24 protein-coding genes and 1 pseudogene are annotated in these 20,381 nt (G+C 70.2%); 2 read left to right on the top strand and 23 right to left on the bottom strand.

Annotated features, from left to right (window positions below; translation table 11 throughout):
- Positions 1 to 16 precede the first annotated feature (16 nt).
- From ACTVZO_RS40180 to ACTVZO_RS40105, 16 genes are all read right to left on the bottom strand, one after another.
- A complete protein-coding gene (locus ACTVZO_RS40180) occupies positions 17 to 919 on the bottom strand; it encodes a type II secretion system F family protein (RefSeq protein ID WP_422517581.1) in 903 nt (300 codons plus the stop codon).
- Positions 916 to 1,848 carry a type II secretion system F family protein gene (locus tag ACTVZO_RS40175; RefSeq protein WP_443303523.1) on the bottom strand — a complete coding sequence of 311 codons (933 nt, stop codon included), beginning with the start codon at positions 1,846 to 1,848 and terminating at the stop codon, positions 916 to 918. The genes ACTVZO_RS40180 and ACTVZO_RS40175 overlap by 4 nt, the downstream gene beginning before the upstream one ends.
- Positions 1,845 to 3,413 carry a CpaF family protein gene (locus ACTVZO_RS40170; protein WP_443303522.1) on the bottom strand — a complete coding sequence of 523 codons (1,569 nt, stop codon included), beginning with the start codon at positions 3,411 to 3,413 and terminating at the stop codon, positions 1,845 to 1,847. The genes ACTVZO_RS40175 and ACTVZO_RS40170 overlap by 4 nt, the downstream gene beginning before the upstream one ends.
- A complete protein-coding gene (locus tag ACTVZO_RS40165) occupies positions 3,410 to 4,231 on the bottom strand; it encodes a hypothetical protein (protein WP_422517584.1) in 822 nt (273 codons plus the stop codon). Before ACTVZO_RS40165 ends, ACTVZO_RS40170 begins: the two co-directional genes overlap by 4 nt.
- On the bottom strand, positions 4,231 to 4,926 hold the full coding sequence (locus ACTVZO_RS40160) for an SAF domain-containing protein (RefSeq protein WP_443303521.1): 696 nt from the start codon (positions 4,924 to 4,926) through the stop codon (positions 4,231 to 4,233). Before ACTVZO_RS40160 ends, ACTVZO_RS40165 begins: the two co-directional genes overlap by 1 nt.
- Positions 4,927 to 4,947: 21 nt before the next feature.
- Positions 4,948 to 5,874, bottom strand: a complete 927-nt coding sequence (locus ACTVZO_RS40155; protein ID WP_443303520.1) for an ATP-binding protein — start codon at positions 5,872 to 5,874, stop codon at positions 4,948 to 4,950.
- Positions 5,868 to 6,440 (bottom strand): hypothetical protein, encoded by a 573-nt coding sequence (locus tag ACTVZO_RS40150; protein ID WP_443303519.1) that lies wholly within the window; start codon positions 6,438 to 6,440, stop codon positions 5,868 to 5,870. Before ACTVZO_RS40150 ends, ACTVZO_RS40155 begins: the two co-directional genes overlap by 7 nt.
- Positions 6,441 to 6,579: 139 nt before the next feature.
- Positions 6,580 to 7,041, bottom strand: a complete 462-nt coding sequence (locus ACTVZO_RS40145; RefSeq protein WP_443303518.1) for a helix-turn-helix domain-containing protein — start codon at positions 7,039 to 7,041, stop codon at positions 6,580 to 6,582.
- 532 nt (positions 7,042 to 7,573) lie between these two features.
- Positions 7,574 to 7,927 (bottom strand): hypothetical protein, encoded by a 354-nt coding sequence (locus ACTVZO_RS40140; RefSeq protein ID WP_443303517.1) that lies wholly within the window; start codon positions 7,925 to 7,927, stop codon positions 7,574 to 7,576.
- Entirely contained in the window at positions 7,914 to 8,189 is a 276-nt protein-coding gene (locus ACTVZO_RS40135; RefSeq protein WP_443303516.1) for a hypothetical protein, read from the bottom strand. The genes ACTVZO_RS40140 and ACTVZO_RS40135 overlap by 14 nt, the downstream gene beginning before the upstream one ends.
- A gap of 59 nt (positions 8,190 to 8,248) precedes the next feature.
- Entirely contained in the window at positions 8,249 to 9,172 is a 924-nt protein-coding gene (locus tag ACTVZO_RS40130) for an N-6 DNA methylase (RefSeq protein ID WP_443303515.1), read from the bottom strand.
- Between the two features lie 425 nt (positions 9,173 to 9,597).
- On the bottom strand, positions 9,598 to 10,110 hold the full coding sequence (locus ACTVZO_RS40125; protein ID WP_443303513.1) for a hypothetical protein: 513 nt from the start codon (positions 10,108 to 10,110) through the stop codon (positions 9,598 to 9,600).
- Between the two features lie 63 nt (positions 10,111 to 10,173).
- Positions 10,174 to 10,632 (bottom strand): hypothetical protein, encoded by a 459-nt coding sequence (locus tag ACTVZO_RS40120; RefSeq protein WP_443303511.1) that lies wholly within the window; start codon positions 10,630 to 10,632, stop codon positions 10,174 to 10,176.
- A 542-nt stretch (positions 10,633 to 11,174) separates the two neighbouring features.
- Positions 11,175 to 11,342: a hypothetical protein gene (locus ACTVZO_RS40115; protein WP_443303510.1), complete on the bottom strand. Its 168-nt coding sequence runs from the start codon at positions 11,340 to 11,342 to the stop codon at positions 11,175 to 11,177.
- Between the two features lie 235 nt (positions 11,343 to 11,577).
- A complete protein-coding gene (locus tag ACTVZO_RS40110; RefSeq protein WP_443303509.1) occupies positions 11,578 to 12,567 on the bottom strand; it encodes a hypothetical protein in 990 nt (329 codons plus the stop codon).
- Between the two features lie 64 nt (positions 12,568 to 12,631).
- Entirely contained in the window at positions 12,632 to 13,414 is a 783-nt protein-coding gene (locus tag ACTVZO_RS40105) for a hypothetical protein (RefSeq protein WP_443303508.1), read from the bottom strand.
- Positions 13,415 to 13,740: 326 nt separating this feature from the next.
- Between ACTVZO_RS40105 and ACTVZO_RS40100 the strand changes: the two genes are divergently transcribed.
- Positions 13,741 to 15,438 (top strand): hypothetical protein, encoded by a 1,698-nt coding sequence (locus ACTVZO_RS40100; RefSeq protein WP_443303507.1) that lies wholly within the window; start codon positions 13,741 to 13,743, stop codon positions 15,436 to 15,438.
- 70 nt (positions 15,439 to 15,508) lie between these two features.
- Here the strand turns inward: ACTVZO_RS40100 and ACTVZO_RS40095 are convergent, their stop codons facing one another.
- Positions 15,509 to 15,979, bottom strand: a complete 471-nt coding sequence (locus ACTVZO_RS40095) for an NUDIX domain-containing protein (protein WP_443303506.1) — start codon at positions 15,977 to 15,979, stop codon at positions 15,509 to 15,511.
- Between ACTVZO_RS40095 and ACTVZO_RS40090 the strand changes: the two genes are divergently transcribed.
- Positions 15,978 to 16,124, top strand: a complete 147-nt coding sequence (locus tag ACTVZO_RS40090; protein WP_443303505.1) for a hypothetical protein — start codon at positions 15,978 to 15,980, stop codon at positions 16,122 to 16,124. The two genes, ACTVZO_RS40095 and ACTVZO_RS40090, sit on opposite strands and share 2 nt — an antisense overlap.
- 172 nt (positions 16,125 to 16,296) lie before the next feature.
- Here ACTVZO_RS40090 and ACTVZO_RS40085 read toward each other — a convergent pair.
- The 6 genes and pseudogenes from ACTVZO_RS40085 to ACTVZO_RS40060 form a co-directional block, all read right to left on the bottom strand.
- Positions 16,297 to 16,649: pseudogene (locus ACTVZO_RS40085) on the bottom strand (helix-turn-helix domain-containing protein).
- A gap of 204 nt (positions 16,650 to 16,853) precedes the next feature.
- Entirely contained in the window at positions 16,854 to 17,831 is a 978-nt protein-coding gene (locus ACTVZO_RS40080; RefSeq protein ID WP_443303504.1) for a DUF4007 family protein, read from the bottom strand.
- Positions 17,832 to 17,902: 71 nt separating this feature from the next.
- Positions 17,903 to 18,085 (bottom strand): hypothetical protein, encoded by a 183-nt coding sequence (locus tag ACTVZO_RS40075; protein ID WP_443303503.1) that lies wholly within the window; start codon positions 18,083 to 18,085, stop codon positions 17,903 to 17,905.
- Between the two features lie 201 nt (positions 18,086 to 18,286).
- On the bottom strand, positions 18,287 to 18,808 hold the full coding sequence (locus ACTVZO_RS40070; protein WP_443303502.1) for a hypothetical protein: 522 nt from the start codon (positions 18,806 to 18,808) through the stop codon (positions 18,287 to 18,289).
- Between the two features lie 101 nt (positions 18,809 to 18,909).
- The gene (locus ACTVZO_RS40065) at positions 18,910 to 19,614 is read right to left on the bottom strand and encodes a hypothetical protein (RefSeq protein WP_443303501.1); all 705 of its coding nucleotides are present in this window, start codon (positions 19,612 to 19,614) and stop codon (positions 18,910 to 18,912) included.
- Between the two features lie 412 nt (positions 19,615 to 20,026).
- Positions 20,027 to 20,380: a hypothetical protein gene (locus ACTVZO_RS40060; RefSeq protein ID WP_443303500.1), complete on the bottom strand. Its 354-nt coding sequence runs from the start codon at positions 20,378 to 20,380 to the stop codon at positions 20,027 to 20,029.
- Position 20,381 lies beyond the last annotated feature (1 nt).

The following is a 20,381-nucleotide window of genomic DNA, read 5'->3' as shown; positions in this document are numbered from 1 at the left end:
TTGTCTGTTCTGGGAGTTAGCTGGCCATGATCCGCGAGAGCGCGGGATAGCCGATGTAGACGGTCATGATCAGGACGAGCATCGCCACGGGCATGACCATCTTTTCGCTGGCCGTGTTGGCCTGCGCTTTTGCCGCGGTGACGAGTGCTCCGGACAGGGAGCGCGCCTGGGCGCCGAGGGTGTCCCCGACGGCCGCGCCCTCCTCACCGGCGATGGCGATGATGTCGGCGGGAGCGCCGAGCTCGGGGACGTCGAGCTCGACGGAGAGCCGCTTGAGGCCCTCCCAGGGGCTGATGCCCTCGAGCTCGGCCCGGGTGATGGTGTCGCGGATCTTCGCGAACACCCAGCCGTCGCCCACCTCCGCCGCCTTCTTCAGGGCCTGGGTGGGCGCCGCGTCCGCCGCTCGCTCCAGCTGGACCAGGCGGAGGTAGGCCTTGATGGCGTGGCGGAAGTCCTCGCGCGCCTCGGTGGCCTGCTGCTTGAGCTGCAGGTCCGGGAGCAGCCAGAACACCACGGCCAGAGCGAGGCCGGCGATTGCCGGGATGGCGAAGGGGATCGGGAAGCCGGCGACGGTAGCCAGGCTCACGGCCAGGACGGGCAGAAGCAGCCCGTACAGCGCGAGCCCGATCTTGCGGCCCAGGTGGGCGGCAGGGGACCGGCCCACGAGTTCCAGCTGCTGACGGGGAACGCGCAGCGTCCCCTCGCCGGCCATGCGCAGCAGGGCGGCGCCGGCCTTCTCCATCAGCGAGTCGGGGGTGCCCGTGTGCCGGTGACGCTCGAGGTTCTCCAGGCGGCTGGCGTCCATACGCGCCAGCACGTCCTTGAGATCGGGCCGGCCGGGCATGACGCCGCGGGCGGCGATCACCAGGCCGAGACCCGCGATGGCACCGCCGACGACGGCGTACGGGGAGAGGATCACGAGGACTCCTCCAGACTGAGGCCGGCGCCGGAGCGGTCGGCGGAGGAGAGGAACCTGGGGGCGGGCTCGATGACGGCCATCTTCCGCATCCAGATCTTCACCAGGACGAAGCCGACACCGACGCCGACCAGGACGACCTGGCCCGTCACCGTGTTGTACGGCTCGACGTATCCGCCGGAGAGCATCGTCATCCCGAAGATGAGCAGGCAGAAGATCGTCACCCAGCGGTCGTTGGTGCGCGGCTTCTGCCGGTCGGCCTCTACCTCGCGGCGCATCAGCACCTCGTGGCTCAGCGCTTCGGCGAGTTCCCGCATGGCGCGGCTCAGACCGGCGCCGCGGTCCTCGACGTGCAGGATCAGCAGCGCGACGACTTCGTCGACGGTGGCGTCGTTGAGGTCATCGGCGAACGCCCGGTAGGCGTCCTGGGGGAGCCAGCCGGCCGTCAGGCGCGATACCAGCAGGGTCACGTCCTCCTTGATGGCCTTCGGGACCGTCTCCAGGCTCCGCTGGACCGAGGCCTCCAGGCTGACGCCGACGGTGTGGATGTCGGACATGCGCCGCACCCACTCCTCGACCCCTTCGAGCTTGGCGATCTGGCCCTTGCCGGAGCCGCTCGTGTTGAGCAGCCAGGGCAGGCCGACGATGACGGCGACGGTGAGCAGGCCGCCCATCGGCCAGCCCGTGAACAGCCACACGCTCATGCCGACGAGGACGGCCGCGCCCAGGCGCGAGCTGCCCTGCGCCCACCAGGCGGTCTTCGATCGCGGGTCCTTGCCGAGGAAGGCGCGGATCCGCTGTTCGGTGCGGCTGCGGCGCCGCACGGTCGTGGAGGGAGCCCAGCCGACGCCGCCCGCGGCGGCCAGCGCGAGACCGCCGACCGCGGCGAGGCCGGCGAGGCCGGCGAGCAGGGCACCGAGGGTGAGCGTCATAGCGGCATCACCGTGTTCAGCGGCGCGCCCCAGGATCCCCACCGGTTGTGCAGGACGCTGCGGTCCAGCCCGGCGCGGACCATGTCTTCGAGGCGGCCCTGGGAGATGTTGCCGTGCGGGACGGCGCGTGCTTCGCGGTGGCCGTCCTGCTCGCGGGGCGCGAAGACCATCTGGTGGCTCGGGCGGCCGCCCTCGCCGATGCCGGTGATCTCCATGACGTGGCTGACGAAGCGATGCTTTCGTCCTGTCTTGCCGTCCGGGCCGACGAGTTCGGTCTCGTCGACCAGGCGCACGTAGACGACCAGGTTGATCGCCTGGGCGATGAGCCGGTAGGCCAGGGCCTCGGTCATGCCGATGCCGGCCTCCAGGCAGAGGGTGGCCAGGCGCTCGATGGACAGCTGCGGGCTGCGGGCGTGGAGGGTCGCCATGCTCCCGCCCTCGCCCTCGTTCATGGCGTGCAGCATGGGCACGACTTCCTTGGAGCGGACCTCGCCGACCAGGACCCGCCGCAGGCTCATGCGCAGCAGCTGCGGGAACAGGTCGGACAGCGTCAGTTCGCCCTGGAGCTTGCCGTCCGGACCTCGTTCGCCGTTTGACTCGCGTCCTTCGTAGGCGACGACTTCCGGGCCCTCGGGGTCTTCGTGGAGGTAGAGCTCGTACTCGCTCTCGAGCGTGCCGACTCGTTCGTTGCGGGGGATCTCGCGGGCCATTGCACGGAGCAGTGACGTTTTTCCAACGCCCTGGGATCCGACGACGACGATGTTCTGACGGGCCTTGACGGCGGCGCGCAGAAAGTGGGCGAGGGTGGTGTCGATGGTGCCCCAGCGCACGAGGTCGTCCAGGCCCTGTCCGCGCGTGCGGTGGCGTCGGATGACGACCTGCGGGCTGGGAGTGACCCAGGCGGAGGCCGCCAGACGGGACCCGTCGGCCATCCTCATGTTCAGGTTCGGCGTGGCCGGGGTGAGGGCCCTCTCGCCCTGCCCCTGCATGCGGCTGATGTGGTTGATCAGCGCGATGAGGTCCTTGTCGCTGGCCGCGACGGGATCCCACTTCCGGGTGGGTCGGTCCGCGTAGTCGACGCGTACCTGGCTTCCGTTGATGATGATGTTCTCGACGTTCGGGTCGTCCAGCAGCGGCTGGAGCCGGCCTGCCCTGAACAGCTCGTCGAACACGGCCTTCTTGAGCTGGGCCTCCTGGGCGGAAGTCAGCGGGGTGGCCGTGGCGGCGTACTTCGTCGCCCACTGGGAGACGACCTCGTTGATGATCGACCGGCCGCGCTGGCGGCGGTCCTGGTCGGTCATCCCAGGCTCGGCTGCGGCGGCCTCGCCGATCCGGACACTGGCCCGGCCCCGGAGTTCGGTGATCACCTCGTGCCCAACGGGCAGCGTGCCGGGCGTGGATCCGTCCAGCGGCGACGCGGCGGGCACGGGAATGCTCGCGGCCATGGCGGCGTGACCGGGCACGGCGGTGAGCTTCGGCGCCGGAGCGGGCGTCTGGTTCAGCGCCTGGGTGAACCGGTGCTCAAGATCGGAAATCGCTGCGGATTCGGGACGCGTGTCGGTCATGAGGCCCTCCCTGCCACCGCGGGCATGGCAGCCGGCCGCAGCTGGATCCTGCGCCGGGTGACGAGTTCGTTGATGGGGCCGTGCGCGGTCCGGGCCGAGCGCAGCAAGGCTTTCGGCGTCCGCTTGAAGTTGCCGTGGGTGAAGACGTCGGCGGTGTCGGGGTCCCAGGCGAGCATGCCGATGACCGGAGTCTGCAGTTCCTGCTGCACGTTGCTGGAGGAGAAGGAGCCCTCCTCGATCAGGAGGAGGCCAAGGGCATCGGCCCCGGTGCCGTTGTGGGAGAGCTCCTCGCGCAGGATCCGCACGGCAGGCGCGGCGGAGGTGATCGACGCCTGCGTGGTACGTACGACGAGCAGGACAGCGTCGGCGCGGCGTAGCAGCGGCGTCGGGTAAGCGGTCGTGCTCAGGCGGGTCTCGGACTCCGGGACGAGCCGTCCGGCGTCGATGATCACGTCGTAGCCGCTCTGGTCCATGACGTCCAGGAGCGTGGCGATCTGGTCCCAGGTCCGCGTGAGCGAAGGAGCCTGTGAGGGATCGGTCAGGCCGGGGAGCAGCATCCGGTTGCCGGTGAGGTCCCGGTCCAGGCTCACGAAGTGCTTGGCGAACTCCCTGGGCAGCGTGCCCTGCCGGTCGGCGGCGGCCAGCCGGTGCATGCCGACGGCCGCGCTGCCCTCGCCGCCGAGGTACCCTGCCCGGACCGTCCCGCCGGCGGGGTCCGCCTCGACGAGCAGGGACGGCCTGGGAGAGGCCAAGGCCAGGGCGAGCGCCGAGCACGTGACCCCTGACGACTTTCCCGATACGAGCGCGATGACGGCCATCAGTTCCTCGCCTTCAGCACGATGGCGACGCTGCCGCGAGCGGCCCAGGTGGCCAGCGGGGCGCTGTCCGTGGGGGCGACGGCCACGTCGACGACCTGCGCCCCGTTCGCGTCGGGAGCGGACACGCCGACGACGACGGCACTGAGGCTGTCCGGCGTGGCCGGCTTCTGGCCGCTCTTCGTCGGGTCGGCGTTGTCCTGCGGGGTGTTGACGACCATGACGGCATCGCCCGTCCGCAGCGGCTGAGCCGGGAGTTGGCCGGGCTTGGCCAGGAGCCCGACGGTGTCGCGGCCCTTCGCCACGTTGGCGCCCTCGCTGACCGACGCTCCGGTGACCAGCGTGCCCTTGGGCAAGTCGGAGGCCGCGGTCTTGCCCACGATCTCCTTGCTCCGGGCCACCGGCACCGGGTCGAGGGCCGGGTCGGGAGCGACCTCCGCGGCCACGAGGTCACTGGCCTTCACCACCTCACCGGCCTTGATGCCGTGGGCGACCGCGATGACAGCAACCCGGTTGCCGGCCTCGTTGACCTGCCAGACCGCCACGAGCGCGCCCACGGCCGCCAGCGCCAGCCCGGCACCCACCACCACGGGGCGTCGCCGCCGCCGCGGCGCTTCCTGAGTGATCGGCAGCGGACCTGCCGGAACGCTCTGCTGCTCGGAGCCCTTGGACTTCCTGGATGTGATCGTCGTTGCCATGGTCGTGCTTCGTTCCTCGGGCTAGTTGACGACCTGCAGCTCGCCGATGCGAGCCGTGGTCGTGGAGGTGCGGGTGGTGTCCGGGAGCGTGCCGGTCTCGCCGTTGGTGGCAGTCCAGTCCACCGTCCACGTGCTGGTGGCCGTGACCGTGAAGCTGCCGACCTTCGTGTATCGGTGCCCGCAGTCCGGAGAGTCCGTCTTGCCGTAACTCTTCTCGTACGGCGTGCCGGGCTTGGTACAGGTCACGGTGGTGCCGTCGCCCATGGACCAGCCGATGCCCTTCACCTTGGCCGTCACCGTGACAGACAGGCCGCCAGCGGAGACCGTCATCGACTGCGGACCCCAGGTCTGCGGCGACTGCGCGGTCCACAACCACACGGGAATGCCGACAAGGCCCTCGGAGCCGGCAGGCGGCGCCGAGCCGATCTGCGCCCCGTCCAGGCGCATCCGGGCGAAGGCCTGCTGGGCGAGCTGCGCTGCCGACGGGCCGGTACCGAGGGGGTCCGTGGCATGCCATGCCATGAAGCCGCCGTTCTGACCGGTGGGCAGCCCGTGGGTCTGAGCCATACACGCGTGGTAATAGATCGCGCCGGTCGTCTCTCCGTGCCAGACGGGGTCGGACTTGGGCGGCTGGGGAATGGCGAGGCCGATATAGCAGGTCGCGTCGTCGAACCGCCCGATACCGGGGATCTCGCACGGGAAGATGCCGTTGTGCGTGGCCCCGGTGGCACACGTCGTTCCGGGGCCCTGACCGCCGCCGCCCCCGCCGCTGCCACCGCCACCACCGGTGGGGGGCTTTCCGGGCACAGTGACACCGCCGCACACGAAGTCGTTGTCGCAGTGACCCACGTCCGGTTTGCCATCCGCGATGGCCGGCGAGGCGACGGTGAGGAGGCTGAAGAGCGCCGCCAGTACCGCAAGGCAGGCCGCCACGCGAGCCTTCAGCATGTGCGGTCCTGCTTCTGGAGCTCGATGATCTTCCACTTGCCGTCGACGGTCCGGGCAGTGGCGTTGACGATGAAGCGGGTCAGGCGCTCTTTGGGAAGCTCCAGTGCGTTGCCCGTCTTGGCATCGACCAGAGTCCACTTCGAGACATCCACGCAGTCAGTGATGGTTGCCTTCTTCGGGGTCTCCTCCAGGCTCACGGCCGTGACCTCGGCCTTGATCTCGGGCGCGCCTCGCATGGCACTGCCCTTGATCTTCATGTTCGCCACGTCGGCGAGCACCTTGGCGTAGGCCTGCTCGAAGGCGTAGTTCTCCAGGCCGGTGTCGCGGACGTCGACCTTCTCGAAGGCCTTGATCTGGGCGTCCCAGTAGCCGCGGTAGGCGGTGGCCACCTCCGCCTTGGCGGCTGCCTGCGGATCGGCGGATGCGGAAGCGGGCGCCGAGGATGGCGTGGTGGGCTTCTCCTCGGCCTTCCCCCCGCTGCACCCGGCCAGCAGTGCGACCGCGGCGGACGCGGACGTCAGAATCAGGCTGACACGGCGTATTTCAGCCTTGCTTGAGAGTGCCACTGGCATATCCCCTACGTAAAAAGTCATCAGGAAAGCGCGAGGTGAAAGAGGTTGCTGAGGTCGCGACGGACAGAGTGCGCGGGCTAAGGCCAGGGGGACCGAGAGCCTAAAACGAGACAGCCGTGATCGTCACTCGGATTTAGCCGCGCGAGGTCGGAGTGAATCCGCTGCGTGCACCGTCCAGTGCGCGGCGCAACTGCCCCACGGGGATTTTCAGCAACCTGGCGGCCGGCGAGAGCATGGAGTCGTCGAGTGACGACTTGCCGCGCTCGATCCTGGACCAGCGGGCCTGGGCAACGCCGAGACGCCTGGCCAGCTCGCGCTGGCTCAGGCCGGCCAGCATCCTCAGCCGTGCCAGATCGACCGGGGCACTGTCCGGTATGAGTGTGGACAGCGGCACGCACAACACGGCAGCCAACGCCAGCACGGTGGTCAGCTGGGGTTTGCGCTTGTCCTGTTCGTACAGGCAGATGTGAGGGCCGGCCACCTTCGCCCCGTGGCCGCGGGCCCGCGTGGCCAGCTCGTCCTGGGACAGCCGCGCGCCCGTTCGCAGCTGACGCAGGGCGGCGGCGCTGAAGCCTGCTACTCCCCGACTGCCCACCGCGCTCCGTCTCGCCTGTGACTTCGAGGCGGCCTCCGCGCCCCTTCCCGGCCAAGGTGGTGCCGGTGGGCGGGATGTTAGCGGGCCCGGCGGGAATTCGGGCAGCGGGTACGAGGTTCTGCGCAGCCGTCGAGCCTTCGCGGGCGACTGCGGCGGGGAGTCGTACGGGCGTCAGACGTTGGAAATACACACGTCCCCCTCCCCCGTTCCCACGTCCCCACGTGGAAATACTGGTCGTTCAGTGACTGAATCTGATCGGTAACTTATACGAATCTTGCACGGCCTATCCGGGTCGTCAAGATCTATTCTTGTGATGATCTTGACCCTATGTGCTGTATGTCTGATCTGGCCGGGTGTGATGCTGACCTGGCCTTCTGTCCCGCGAGCGATCGGCCGGGGCTCGGGGCTCCGTGTGGCGGATCGATCAACGTTGGTTCAGGCCAGTGCTTTCGGGCCCCGCCCGCAGTGTCGGCACGGCAGTTCACCAGGGCACCCGATCCCAGCTCCGGGCTCGACGGAGCTATGACGGAGATCACGCTCCTTCCTGTGAGGCGGTCTTCCCGGAGCGTGACTCCGAGTGGGCACGCGCACTCGCGGACGCTGCGAACTGGAGCAGACCGAGCGCTGCCATGAAGGCGATGAACAGGCGATAGACAGTGACCAGTCCGGACACTAGGCCGCCGAAAACGCTGAGCAGCACCACCGACCGGCCCCACAGGCTCGGAAGGTACGGAGCGGTCACCACGGTCCCGAGCAGACTGACGGTCAGGACCGCCCACATCAGCCCCCGGGCTGCCGAAGAGGCGGCCAGACGTGCCCGCTGGGCAGCCATCGGCTCGCGCGAGCGCCCAGCTGCTGATGCCGTGATTCCCTCACCGGTCGCCATGGTGCTTCTCCTCCAGATGGGCCACCGGATCAGCGGAGCGAGTGACAGCTTGCTGGGCGTGGCGTAGACCGGCAGCCAGCTCGTTCAGGCTCTCGGTGATCTCGTCCAGGACGACGGCGGGCAGCGCCTCCTCGACAGGCCAGGCGGGCCGGGTTCCGCGATAGGCATCCTGCGGTCCACCGCCCGCACGGGCTGCCTCGTCCAGATCGGCCAGCCGGCCTTCGAGACGCCCCTGTTCCTCCAACGCGTGCGAGGCTGCCACGGCCAGGTGCGGGTAGGCCGTCTCGTACTCCGCGACGACCCGTCGACCTCCGCAGACGGTCAGGAGCCGTCCTCGCCGGAGTGCTTGTCGATGATGGTCGTCACTCGGCGAACCGCCTCGATCGTCGCGATCTTCATGAGGATCGTGTCGCGCTCGGCCCGGAGCTCGGTCCGGGTACTCGCGACGTGCTCAGCCACCTGCGGATCGCGCAAGGTGTCACCGCAGGCGACAACGACCCTGCGGCCGAGCCCCCATACGATGCTGTTCGCCGCCGCTGCGGCGGCGGCCAACGGGTCGATCTCGACCAGCCACCATTCGTAGTCCCCCGGATCCCCGCCTAGCGCGCGTACACGCTGCGCGGTTGCCCGGAAGATCCCGCCTGTTCCCCCGGTCGGTTCCATGAACTTCTCACCGGCCGGAGGCAGTGTCCCGCCCGAGCCCAAGTGCGCGACCAGATCAGACAGGTGCGGCGGTGTGTGGTATTCGCCCAGGCGCTTGCGGGCACCGGGTGAGCGTAGCTCCATCAGCACCCACGAAAGCACATCGACGTGGCTGCGTTCCTCCGGATCGCTGCTCCCCGTCATGTCCAGGATCCCCTCGCGCAGGCAGGCGTCCACCACGAGCCGAACCGAGCGGGCGAGGTCCTCCGCGTTTCCTTCGACCAGCCAGGCGAACAGCGGCGTCATCACCGGTGCCAACTCGGGCTGCTGAGCCCAGTGGTGCACACACACCTCCCGCAGCCCCTGCAGGAGCTGGCGGTCGCTGCTCCCGTTGATGATCTGGACGATCTCGGCGGGATGATCTCTCCCCGGAATCAGGGCCAGGGAGGCGACGACGCCGAGGGGGATGTCCATGCGGCTGCTGAACGGTGTGGAGTGCCAGGCCTCGGCGACGGCCACGCCGAGCCGGTGGGCGTCGGCGTGGCCTCGGGGGCGGCCCAGCGGTCGGCGCTGCTGGGGCGGTGTGGGGTTGGGCGGTTTCATACGGGACTCCGTGAGGGCTCGAACGGTCGGATCGGACTGTCAGGGGCGCGTTCGGCGGAGCCGGAGGCCGGCGCCCGACGAGTTGGGGCGTGTCGGCCGCCGGGCGCCCCCAGGGCGCTGGGCGGGTCAGCGGCCCTTCGCGGCCGGGCTCGCATGGCGGGGCGCGGCCGAGGCGGGTGCTTCGGCGGAGTGAGACCCTTCCGGCAGGGGCTGGCTGGCGGGGATCGTGCGGCGAGCAGCACGCAAACCTCGGCCAGTTGGCCCGTAGCCGCTGGGGGCAACACAGCCGGCCTGCTTCGCCACGTTCCACGCCTGCGCGGCCGTCGCCACGCTTGGCTTGGCGCTGCCCGGTGGGCGGAGTGGGGCGCCGATTCGTTCGGCCCCCGGCCGCGCACAGCGGCGGGGGTCGCCACCGGTGGCGTACATCAGCAGAGCGACCACTGGCCGGTTTGGCGAAACTCGCCGTTGACCAGGTCTACGACCAGGTGGTCGCCTTCCTGGGGGTGGTCGGCGCGGGCGTAGTCGGCGAGCAGATCCGCGTACCGGGTGGCCATGGCGTCCCACTCCGGATCCTGCGGATCTTCCGGCCAGTAGAACTCCTCGACCGAGCCGTCTGCGCGGTGTAGGTAGATCACGTCTCCGTCCCAGAACACGCCGTCCTCGTACGGGCTGTCGGTGACGAACTCGATCTTGACCACGGACGAGTCTGGGTTCTCAGGCGGCTGCGCGCACAGGTCGCGCAGGATCTCCAGGAGCTCCTGGGCCCCCCGCCGGTCGCCCTCGCTCAGCAGCATGTTGCCGATGGCGAACAGCTGGTCCATCGTCCAGTGCTCGACCATCGCGAGGATGGCGGGCTCGTCGGCGAAGAGCTCCGCGTTCAGGCGCGGCGGGGCTGCCGGGGTGGTGTCGGCGGGGGCATTGATCGTGCTGGGGGTCATGGGGGCCTCTCCGTGCTGGGTGGGCCGCCCGACGTTGCGCCGGGCGGCCGGGGCGGGATGGGCTCAGGCGGGCAGGGGGACGTACATGACGGGGCTCGGCGTCCCGTAGGGCTGCTCGTCATCGCTGATCTCGACCAAGGCGTCAGCGACGAACGTTCGCTCGAAGTCGGGGGCCTCGACCGTGACGTCGGGCCCGTAGTGGAGCGTCGCCCCGTAGGTGTTCCAGGCGGGCCCGTCGTCGTAGTCGTTGGTGACGGCGATCGTGACGGCGCTCGGCATCGGGAACTTCCGGTGCGGGAAGAACTCCATCAGGGCCTCCCGGAGGTCGATGCGCAGCTCGGCCGGAACGTTCGGGTACACGTCGTGGGCGGGGCCCCGGGCGGCGGGGAAGGCAGCGCGCAGCTCGGCGGCGAGCTCCGGCGGCAGGGCAGCGACGGACGCTATGGCGTCGAAAGCGCGCTTCAGGTCGTCTCCGGTGGCGCGGAGTGCGGCGTAGTCGGCTTCAGGCAGGGGCTTGGGCATGGTCGGGCTCCTGGCGGTGTGGAGGGGGCTACTGGTTCAGGGAGGCGAGTAGCGGGTTGGCGAAGGTGCGGGTGAGCGGTATGCCCGCGTTGCCCCAGGTGGGCGCTGACCGGGTGGCCTGCCAGTGGGCCCGGCTGCCTGGAGTGTGGTCAGGTGGGCCCACTGGCAGTTAGCGGGGCGCCGCCACCCGACTCCAAAACCATACAGTTATTCATAGATGTAAGCAACAAGCTTGGAGTAGGGCTGCGCCCCGAGGGCAATGGCCGTCCGAGATCGTTCCGCAGCGCTGCGCCCCACCGGCAGGATCTAGCGGAAGTTCCCGCGGTGCCGTAGCCGACGGGCGCCGAGGTGGTGCAAGGTGTCGGCCAGCCACTCGCCCCGGTGCTGTCCAAGCGCCAGCGGTCGGGCGCCGAGCTGGACCAGACGCTTGATCACCCCGTCGCAGCCAGCCTCCGAGCCGGTGATCTCGGACCGTGATCTGGCTGAAGCGAACGGGTTCGCAGAATCTTGGACGCCAACGGGCGCGAACCCGTACGCGACTCTCACATTTCGGCTTGTCGGCAGGCGGGTTCGTCAAGGATGCCAGCGGCCGAGGTCGCCTGTTCGTCTCTCAGCGTCTGCGCTGCCGCCAGCGCGGCAAGATGCCCGTCATGGAAGAGCGGGTCGGTGCTGTTCGCCAGGCGCCGCCAGTTCTTCGCCGTGGCGGTCACCCTGGAATCCGCACCGCTCCCGGCGTCGCCCGGCGGGGACCAGTCGCTGGTCCCCCGGCTACGGCGAGTCGATCTCCCCAGCGGGCTGCTCTGCGGCTGATCTTGGCCGGGCAAGCCGAGCCCAGGGAGGGTGTGGAGGTCGCCTCCGGTCGGGCGCCGCCGCGGGTGGCGATGCGCGTGCTCGGGCGCTTTCGCCTCTCGACGGCGAAGCCCCACCGTGACGTGAACCGTCACTTCAGTCTTGGCGGCGCCGGGCGGCCTCTGTGAGCAGGTGGCGCAGTGCGGGGCCGCTGGTGGGGACCTTGACGCTGTGGATCACGGCGTCGCGCGGCTGGCCGACCGGGTCGGTCACGGACAGCTGCACATGATCAGAGCGGGTGAGGGCCTCCAGCACCGGCGCGTACTCGTCGACGTCGAGAACGACGGCCACAACGGCGTTCACAGGCTGGAGCCACTCGATCTCCAACCGGATCAGGCTGGAGGCCGGACCAGCGAACGCCCGCCACCGTGTCGAGGTGTCCGCACCACCGGCCGGCGGGTCGGTAGCCAGCATCCGCAGCAGATCAGCCACATCGGGCCGGGCCACGAGGTCCACCGCCAGGAACGCCGCTCCTCCCTCGCCCCGCGCGGAGGTCAAGACCCGCCGCAGCGGAACGGCCTCGGTAAGGATCTTGCGGACCTCGTCCAGCAGGTACGTCTCCTCGTCCACCTCGTCGCGCTGCTCGTCATCCAAGCCGAACCCCAGATCCCCGGCGGGGTAGCGCTCTTCGGCGGGGGCGGTGGACAGCCGGTGCAGGCACTCGGCGAGCGCGTCGCGGACCGGCTCGGTGCCGGGCCGGTCGTCGGCGGCACTGACCAGGGCCTGCCCGGCCAGCAGAAGCAGACACAGGGCGGGCTGGGACGTGGAGGGATCGAGCCGCAGGACGGGGTCATGGCCGGCGATGCGGGCGCGTAGGAAGCGCAGCATGGCCAGGATAGTGGGCGCGAGGTCGGTGAAGACGGGCTCGTCCAGGAGCTCGGCGAACATCAGGTCGCTGCTGGAACCCTGGCGTTCGGTCAGCAGGCCGACGGCTTCCAGGGCCGCGGCCTCGGCGAACAGCATGGCCTCGACCGTGTGCAAGAGGCCCGGGTCCGTCGTGGGGACGCTGGCCTCGGTGTAGGCGCGCAATACGTTCTCGCCGGCCTCGGTGATGGGGGTCGGCAGGCTGTCGTACACCTTGGACACGGGGTTCTGCTTCCCTATCTGTGTGGCAACGGGGGTGCGTTGTGCCGTGGTCGGCGGCTCGGTCTCAGCCGTGTTGCCGCGCCGCCCGCCACTGGGTGCTGAGCTCACTGCTCGCCTTGCGCAGGGCGTTCTGCCTGTTCTCCGGGTCGGCCCAGGCGGTCGCGAAGATCATGTAAGGGGTGTCGCCGTACGGGACAAACCCGAGCGTCGCCCACAGTGCGCGCAGCCGGTCGAGGGCGTGGGCCCACTCGTCCTTGCTCATGTCCGTCGCATCAATCGGAGCGGGGTGCACCATCGCCGCGCGGCAGCCGGGCGCCAGGCGGCGCAATGCGTCCGCGGCGATCATCGGCCCCAGGCCGAAGCCCCGCCACGTCTCGACGAGTTCGGCCTTGTCGAGGACGAGCAGGTCCTCGCCCCAGAACTCGGTGATCTCCTCGAACTCCTCCGTATAGCCGTCGTGCTCGTCGTTGAAGACGGTCTCGGCGATCTCGTAGAGGTTCTGCGACTCCTCCTCCATCGCCCAGAACGGGTTCTGCGAGCCGCCCCAACGGACCTTGACCAGTTCCAGCACGCCGACGTGGAGGCGATGCACGCACTCCTCGTCCTCGTCGACGAACCCGCCTTCGTCCTCGATTCGGTTCCACCTGGCGGTGCACTGATCGCACGGCGGGATGTTCTCCAGGCCGAAGCCGTCCTCGCCCAGGTGGGCGGTCACCCGCCACTTCTCCAGCGTGTCCTCACGGTCGCTGTTGTCCAGCGACGCCTCCAGTTCGTACGACAACCGGATGTAGCCGGGGTCGCAGGGCATATCGCTGAGTGGGCGCTTGAGGGCAGGGGCGGAAGTCACCCAGCCAGCGTAGCGGCGGCCCCGGGCCCGGAGAGCCTCATACGAGCAGCTCCCGCCCAGTGGCGGACCCGATGGGGCCGGCCTGGCTGCGGGCCGCAGGACCTCGAGACACCGGCTCGACCGTGCCCCTATGTGCCGGTGCCGGTGTTCCGCCCCGATGGCCGCAGAGCTGCGCATCGACCGTCCCGGTCCCGACGTCGGTGGGTTGGGCGATACTGGACGGGTTCCCCGTCCCCGTCCCCGTCCCCTGAGCGAGCATGGCACCCCGGAAGAATGTCCCGTCCCCGCTGCCCGGCACCGTCTGGTATTCAGGGGGCAGGAGTGTGGTGAAGCAGTCGACGCGTGTGGTCGAGCAACGGCTGGACGAGCTGGTCGCCGCCGGGACGGTCGAGAGCTTCGTCCGCCACGACTACCCCGACGAGAAGCGGCCGAGCCGCATGTTCGAGGCCCGCTGGCGCCCGGAGAAGGACGTGACCGTCCGCGCCCGCATGACGCTCACCGGGCTCGACAGCGGCCCGATCAACACGTGGGAGATCATCGCCGAGGCGTCCGAGCCCTGGGACTGGGCATGGCCCTCACCGGCGACACTGTTCTGGCCGAAGTCGAGCAGCTCATCCTGGGACATCGTCGGAGCCCGCGGACTGTTCCGCTACCGCGCCGCCAACCTGGTGGACTCCACTGAGGCGGCGCGCGAGGCGGTCCGGACCTCCCTCGAGGCACAGGCAGACATCCACGTGCTCACGACCGACGACGAGCTGAAGGACCCAGAGCGCCCGCTCATGCCTCTGGTTCGCTACCTGCCCGCCGGCTTCGTGGGCCGGCTCGTCGAGCACCGCGTCGCACCGTGGGCACTGACCGCGGTCAACCGTGAGCTGAAGCCTCTCGGACTGCGGCTCCCGCCCGCCGGCGCCCTCATCGTCCCCCAGCGGCCCCGTCCGGCGCAGATCCGCCCAGCAGACCTGGTGATCGCCGAGGCGCGCTTCAGCCTGGGGCGCCCGCAGGCGCTGATCGACGCCGTCCTCCGTCACGCCCTGCTCCCGCGCCATACCGGTGCGGACCTGCACCGGCACGTCGCGCTGCTGCGCGAACAGTTCACCCTGGCGACCGACCAGGAAGTCGCCGAAGAACTCGAAGAGGACCTGGACGCCGCAGAGGCCCAGCTCGTCGCCGCCCTCCAGGCCCAGGAGGAACTGCGCACAGAACTCAAGGAGACCGTCGCACTGCTGGACGCGGCCCAGCAGGAGGCACACACCTACCGCACTCGGCAGACCGAAGCGCTGCGAGCGGTGGACGATGCTCGCGTGGCCCTCGCGGAAGCCCAAGCCGCCCACGAGCAGCTGCTCACCACCGTCGCCACCAGCGACCTGGGGCAGGCCCTGCGGGACGCGGAGGCCCGCCGGGACGCAGCCGAGAGCGAGGCGGAGGCGGCCGAGGACCTGCTCGACGAACAGGCCCGCGAGATCGCCTGGCTGCGCTCCCGGCTCGCGGCCGCCGGCCAGCCGTCCGACGAGCAGCCGCCGCAGGACTGCTGCCCAGCCTCCTGGGAGGAGCTCGTCGAGCGCGCCGAGGCCGAGCTGGACCGCATCGTGCTTGGCGACGTGCCGGCGACCGTCCGGCCGCTGCGCGGCCACACCTCGGAAGCGACCTGGCGCCAGCGCACCTGGGAAGCCCTCCGCGCCCTGGACGCGTACGCCCGCGCGAAGAGCGAGCACGGCGCCGAGCTGCTGCCTCACGTGACCGCGTATCTGTCGTGGAAGGACGCGCCGGTACCGCTGCCTCGCAGCCGGTACTCGGCGACTGAGTCGCAGCTGGTGCTCAACACCCCCAAGCTGCGCGAGGAGCGCGTGCTGCCCGTCCCGCGCGAGGTCCATCCTTCCGGCCGTGTCCTCATGGCGGAGCACATCCGCATCGGCTCCGGCAAACCCCCGGCCCCACGTCTCCACCTCTACGACAACACGGCTGGAAACGGGCGAATCTACGTGGGGTACATAGGCGAGCACCTCCGTAATTCCCGCACCAACTGAAGCGTGCCTGACCAGGCACAGGGAACGGGGCGGGCCGCTGAAGTGCGGACGGCCGATACACAGCGGATCGTCAGGCGATGTCGCCGAGGTAGCGAGTCGGGGATTCGCCGTCGGCAAGGGCGGCGATCGGGCCACGGAGGCCGTGGGGGAACAGATTGACGGCGGGTACCTGTTCCAGGTTCACCCACTCCAGGCCGGTCTGAGCGTCGTCCTCGGCGTGGCCGCCGAGCTTGTTCGGGTCACCGTCGGGCCGGCAGCGGAAGATCGCTTCGACCCGGTGGTCTTCCGGGGCGCCGCCGTGTTGGGCGCCGTTGTACTCGCGTAGCCACAGCAGGCGCTCGACGGTGACCTCCAGGCCGGTCTCCTCCAGGACCTCGCGGCGGACCGTGACGTCGAGTGCCTCGCCGGGGTGCTGGCCGCCGCCGGGGAGGGGGTAGCACTCCTGCCCCTCCCAGTGGGCGCGCTGGAGCAGGATCCGGCCGTCGTGAAGGATCACGGCCTTGGCCGCGTTGCGGACGGTGGCGGTGATGGAGGTGTCCATGCCGGGTTTCCCTTTCATGCTCGTCAGCGGACCGCCCTTGCTCGTCCACCAGGCCGCCCGGCAGGTCGAACTCCAGACCGGCCAAGCCCCCGCACCCCTGGCCGCGATGCGGCACACGGCCGAAGACGCCCTGAAGAAGCGTTGAGCACCCGATCGTTCCGGGGCACCAGGAACACCGCGGGCCGCTGGGCCGCCGCGCGGACAGCAGCTGGCCCTGCCGACTAGGGCGGGTTCAGCGCGGCACCACCAGCCACCCCAGGAACACCGGGCAACTCCGCGCCAGCCCCTTCCCGCGACCCGCCTCCACCGTCAGCCCCTCAGCTCGGCGGGAGCGAGCGCGGCCCGGCGCCGCGAGCGGCCGCGCGGCACCGGCCGCACTGGGCCTGACCCGAGCTGTTCCTCGGCGCCGACCGCACGCTGGCCGGACTCCGGCGCAGCCTGGCCGGCCGCGAGCGGCTCGGCCTGAAGCAGGTCGGTCGGCGACCGTGCACTTCAGCGCGGCGCACAACTTGTCCAGGTCATCAAGGCGCACCGTGACCGGCGTGCCGCTCCATAGCGCCGCCACCTTGCTCAGCGACGGGTTGAACCCGACCTGCTGAAAGGCGGCGAGCACCTCTGTCGGCCGCCACAGGTCTCGCTGGGCGGCCACCATCCGCAAATTCCATTTCACCGAAGGTTCCCCTTGTCGGAGCCGGGGCAGGTGAAGGTGTCCACGAGCCAGTCGCAGGTCGGGCACGGTGCGCCGCTCACCGGCCGGCCCGCGCGGTCGACCAGGACGCCGGCGGCGAGCAGTTGCTGGTACTCGAACTGGTAGGCCGGGGCTGGATGGGCTGGAGCTCACCGGAGGGGGCGTTCGGCCGGGCCAGGTCAGCGGTCACCGGGGCCCTGGGCGGCGGTAGGCGGCGGCCAGGACTTCGTTGGCCAGCACCGCAGGGGGTGCGGAGTAGGCGAGGAGTACCTCGTCCGCTGCGGATTCGACGACCGACAGCCCCGGGTATCGGTGGGCCGCGCGCTCGAGGGCGCTGTGCAGCGAGCGGGTGTCGATCAGCAGCACGCGGCCCGGGCTGCCGGGCCCGTTGGCCAGCAGCGAGAGCGTGGTGCTTCCGGGGGCCGGTGCCGCGATCCGTGCGGCGTGGTCGAGACAGGCGTACGCCAGGACAGCGTCGGGAGCGAGCCGGCCGGCTCCGCGGTTGAGGCAGAGGACGTGGCTGCGGTCACCGCGGTGGTGGTACCCGGGCGCCGAAGTGCGAAGCAGATTGAGGTCGCGGAAGGGGCTGCTGAGGACGTCCTCGACGCTGGCGCGCGGCTGGTCGGGGGATCCGGCCTGCGGGGCGTACATCGCCGCCATGCACGCGACGTCGCGGCCGATGGTGTCGTCGGCCGGAGGCTTCCAGCCGGTCTGCTCGGCCGCGCGGCGGATGTGGGAGCGCAGCTCGGCGCGGGTGAAGGTGGAGAGCCCGGCCCGGGCGAACAGGTAGTACCAGGCCGGCACGGAGCACGGCGTGCCGCTGAGCAGCCACCAGTGGAGCAGCCACAGGCTGGCCGGGTCCTCCAGGTAGGGGTCGGCGCCGTCTTCGTCGAGCAGCCAGTGGCCCCGGGGAGTCGGTGCTGCCGCTCCGCTCCCTGCGGCGTCTTCCTGGACGAGCCCGAAGGTGCCGGCCCAGAACCGCATGCTCGGAACCATGCTGGAGCCGACGCCGAGGACGACGGTTGTGTCAGGGTGGTGAAAGAGGTGCGGGTCGTCCTGGAGGGCGGTGTGGACCTTCAGGAGCCAGCCCTGCCTCGGTGGGTAGGTCCGGTGTCGGCCGAACGCCGGAACGCAGCCGGCCAGCGGGGGCGAGTCGTCCGTCATGGTGACGGTGTTCTCCTTCGGCGAGCGGTGCCCTGCCGCCGGGCGGCAGGGCACCAAGATGATGCGAGCGGTCAGACCGGGGGCTCGGCGCGGGCGAACTCACGCGGACCGGAGAGCCACATGGCAGTCACCTGCTGGCGAAGCAGCAGTTCCATCAGGTCGCTGCCGGGCGGCGAGGGGAGCAGCAGGACACGGCGCGGCTCCGGATCGAAGTAGCGGACCAGGTCGTGAAGCTCCCCGATGGCGCCCTGCACGGCGCCCGTGCCGATGTGGCGCGCGCCACGACGAGCTCGTTGCGGGTGAGGTCGTACAGGTCCACATGGAGTTCGGTGAATGCCCCGGCGGTCTTGATCCGGTAGCCGGTCAGGTCGGCCTGGTGAAACCACCTCGTGTGGCTTTCGTAGCGCTGGAGCAGCTTGCTCGCGGACTCCTGGGCGGGCTGGGTTCCGCGTGCCTCAGTACGGCCCCTTGGACGAAGCAAGGGGCGGTCGGCTGGACGGTTCGGCGCCGCGCGACGGCGTCGGCCACGGGCAGACCACCGGCGGAGAGCCGTTCAGCGGCAGCAGCCGGAAGATGACGGCCCGCCTGACGTCCTGGGGTCTGCGCGCGTCGGAGGGGGCGTCGACGTGCACGAACGGCACCTTTGGGTCCAGCCGGTACTGGCCCCGGTACTGGACCGGCTGTCCGTGAAGCTGAAGGAACACGCGCAGCGCCCGGCCGTCCTCTTCGTGCTCGAAGACGCAGCGGTTGCCGTGCGAAAGCGTCTGGTCCGTGCCGTCCAGACCGCCCTCCCCGCCGAAGTACAGATGCCTGCCCGTCCAGCCGTCGAACGAACTGGCTTCGGCGTCGGGCGTGATGAACAGGTGGATGTTCGGGCTCCGCTTCGAGGGGCTGATGCGGGCCTGGATGCGCCCGCCGTAGCGGGCATGGAGATCCGCGCGGTCGATGTGCTGACAGGGGATGAGGTCCCAGGACATGGGGGCGTCTCCTTGGAGCATGGGGTGTCGGGCGGAGAGTTCAGACGGTGCTTCGGTCCCCGGGCCGCCTGCTGGATCGAGGCGGGCGGCCCGGCGGGAATTCAGCGGCGGCAGTCGACGCCCACGACCAGGTAGTCGGCGGGGAGGGCGTCGATGTAGGCGTTCGCGTGGTCGAAGTAGGCGGTGCTGCCGGTCTCGGAGAAGTCGTCCGAGTTCAGCCAGGCAGGATCGGTGGTCCAGGTGCCGTCGAGCTCCCGGAGGCTGTTGCCGGGTACGGCACGTCGACGGGCCCGGTTGATGAACTCGCTGCGGTCCAGCCTGATCAGGGCCGCCTCTTCGCCCGGTTGCCGGGTCCCCGGCCCGCTCTTGATACCGGCCAGCACCTTGAGCTGCGGCTGCTCGCGGAAGGCGAGGAGCGCTTGGAAAGAGTCCCCGTCCCAGCGTTCCGCGAACGTCGCCCACGGCTGGGCGGGGGGCATCCCGTCGGTGGCGGGCACCCAGGTGTCGTAGAGGTCGGCTGCCTCCGCCGCGCGGCGGTCCCGCAACGCGGTCAGGTCCAGGAGGCTGAGCGGGCCGCCCGCGCACGCGTCGGCCGGACCCGACGCGGGGCGTACGAGACGCGGATCGTCCGCGGGTGCTCCGGGGGCCAGCGGGAAGTGGCCGGTGTACCGGCCCGAAGTGATCTCGTAGCTGTCGAAGTGCCCACCTCGCACCTTGTTGAGCGCACGCCGCAGCCTCGTGTCGAGGGTGTACGCGGTCTCGGCGAAGTGCGGCGGCAGGCACAGAAGAGCATGTCGTGAAGCCATGGGGGTTCCGTTCGAGAACTGGATCAGGGGATCGGGGCGCGCCGTGCTACGACCGGGAGGCTGGAGAGCGTCCGGCTCGGCAGGAACGAGCGGAGAGATGCCTGAACAATAATCTAACTCATGGACTTAAGCAATTCTTGATGTGGTCGACCGTGCTGGCCTACTTACCGGATGGCCGCGGTCTACCGGCGTCGGCTCCGAGGAATGTCGAAGGGGCGTCCGATGTGCCAGTGCGGTTCCCGCCCGCTGTACTGGCACTCGTACGCGACTCGGGGGTGCCGCCAGGGATCCTCGCGGCTAATCCGCTCGGCGACCCGCTGTGCCGCCTCAGGTGACGGGAACTTCCTCTTGTCGGTGCACGCGCGCCGCCTGGTGGCGGACACCTTGGTGCGCCGTAGCGCGGACCTGCCCATCAGGAGCAGTCTTCCCGTACGCCGCCCTGCAGCCGGCGCGCTTCTCGCGCGGCGACGTTCACCGCCGTGTGCAGATCGGCCAGGCACGCGCGGTATCCGTCGGCGTAGCCTGTTGAAGCGTGGCTGCCGCCAGCAGGGAATGCGGGCGGACTCATCCGGCCTACCGCCTCCATCGCACCTCGAAGGGACTTCAGCTCCTCCTCGGCTCGGTCGAGGTCGGAGAGCAGGCGGCCCACCACTTCCTGCGCGTGCCGCAGTAGGGATCTGGTCAGCCGATTGGTGCGCTGCGCGTCGGGGGAAAACCAGCGAGTCAGCTCCCCCGTGAGTTTCTCGGCTTCCTTCCGGTTGTTCACG

The sequence above is a fragment of the Streptomyces sp. IBSNAI002 genome (genome assembly GCF_052244475.1).
In the GTDB taxonomy this organism is placed as follows: Bacteria; Actinomycetota; Actinomycetes; order Streptomycetales; family Streptomycetaceae; genus Streptomyces.
The sequence above is the reverse complement of the archived record's forward strand: the minus strand, read 5'-3'. Positions and strand labels throughout refer to the sequence as shown.

What these genes read in the sequence shown, in the direction of transcription:
- ACTVZO_RS40140 (WP_443303517.1), bottom strand. Translation starts at nt 7,927, where the DNA reads ATGGCGACCGGTGAGGGAATCACGGCATCAGCAGCTGGGCGCTCGCGC.
- ACTVZO_RS40080 (WP_443303504.1), bottom strand. Translation starts at nt 17,831, where the DNA reads ATGACGGACGACTCGCCCCCGCTGGCCGGCTGCGTTCCGGCGTTCGGC.
- ACTVZO_RS40160 (WP_443303521.1), bottom strand. Translation starts at nt 4,926, where the DNA reads ATGGCAACGACGATCACATCCAGGAAGTCCAAGGGCTCCGAGCAGCAG.
- ACTVZO_RS40065 (WP_443303501.1), bottom strand. Translation starts at nt 19,614, where the DNA reads ATGGCTTCACGACATGCTCTTCTGTGCCTGCCGCCGCACTTCGCCGAG.
- ACTVZO_RS40155 (WP_443303520.1), bottom strand. Translation starts at nt 5,874, where the DNA reads ATGCTGAAGGCTCGCGTGGCGGCCTGCCTTGCGGTACTGGCGGCGCTC.
- ACTVZO_RS40090 (WP_443303505.1), top strand. Translation starts at nt 15,978, where the DNA reads ATGCCGGGTTTCCCTTTCATGCTCGTCAGCGGACCGCCCTTGCTCGTC.
- ACTVZO_RS40175 (WP_443303523.1), bottom strand. Translation starts at nt 1,848, where the DNA reads ATGACGCTCACCCTCGGTGCCCTGCTCGCCGGCCTCGCCGGCCTCGCC.
- ACTVZO_RS40170 (WP_443303522.1), bottom strand. Translation starts at nt 3,413, where the DNA reads ATGACCGACACGCGTCCCGAATCCGCAGCGATTTCCGATCTTGAGCAC.
- ACTVZO_RS40070 (WP_443303502.1), bottom strand. Translation starts at nt 18,808, where the DNA reads ATGTCCTGGGACCTCATCCCCTGTCAGCACATCGACCGCGCGGATCTC.
- ACTVZO_RS40165 (WP_422517584.1), bottom strand. Translation starts at nt 4,231, where the DNA reads ATGGCCGTCATCGCGCTCGTATCGGGAAAGTCGTCAGGGGTCACGTGC.
- ACTVZO_RS40095 (WP_443303506.1), bottom strand. Translation starts at nt 15,979, where the DNA reads ATGGACACCTCCATCACCGCCACCGTCCGCAACGCGGCCAAGGCCGTG.
- ACTVZO_RS40130 (WP_443303515.1), bottom strand. Translation starts at nt 9,172, where the DNA reads ATGAAACCGCCCAACCCCACACCGCCCCAGCAGCGCCGACCGCTGGGC.
- ACTVZO_RS40120 (WP_443303511.1), bottom strand. Translation starts at nt 10,632, where the DNA reads ATGCCCAAGCCCCTGCCTGAAGCCGACTACGCCGCACTCCGCGCCACC.
- ACTVZO_RS40125 (WP_443303513.1), bottom strand. Translation starts at nt 10,110, where the DNA reads ATGACCCCCAGCACGATCAATGCCCCCGCCGACACCACCCCGGCAGCC.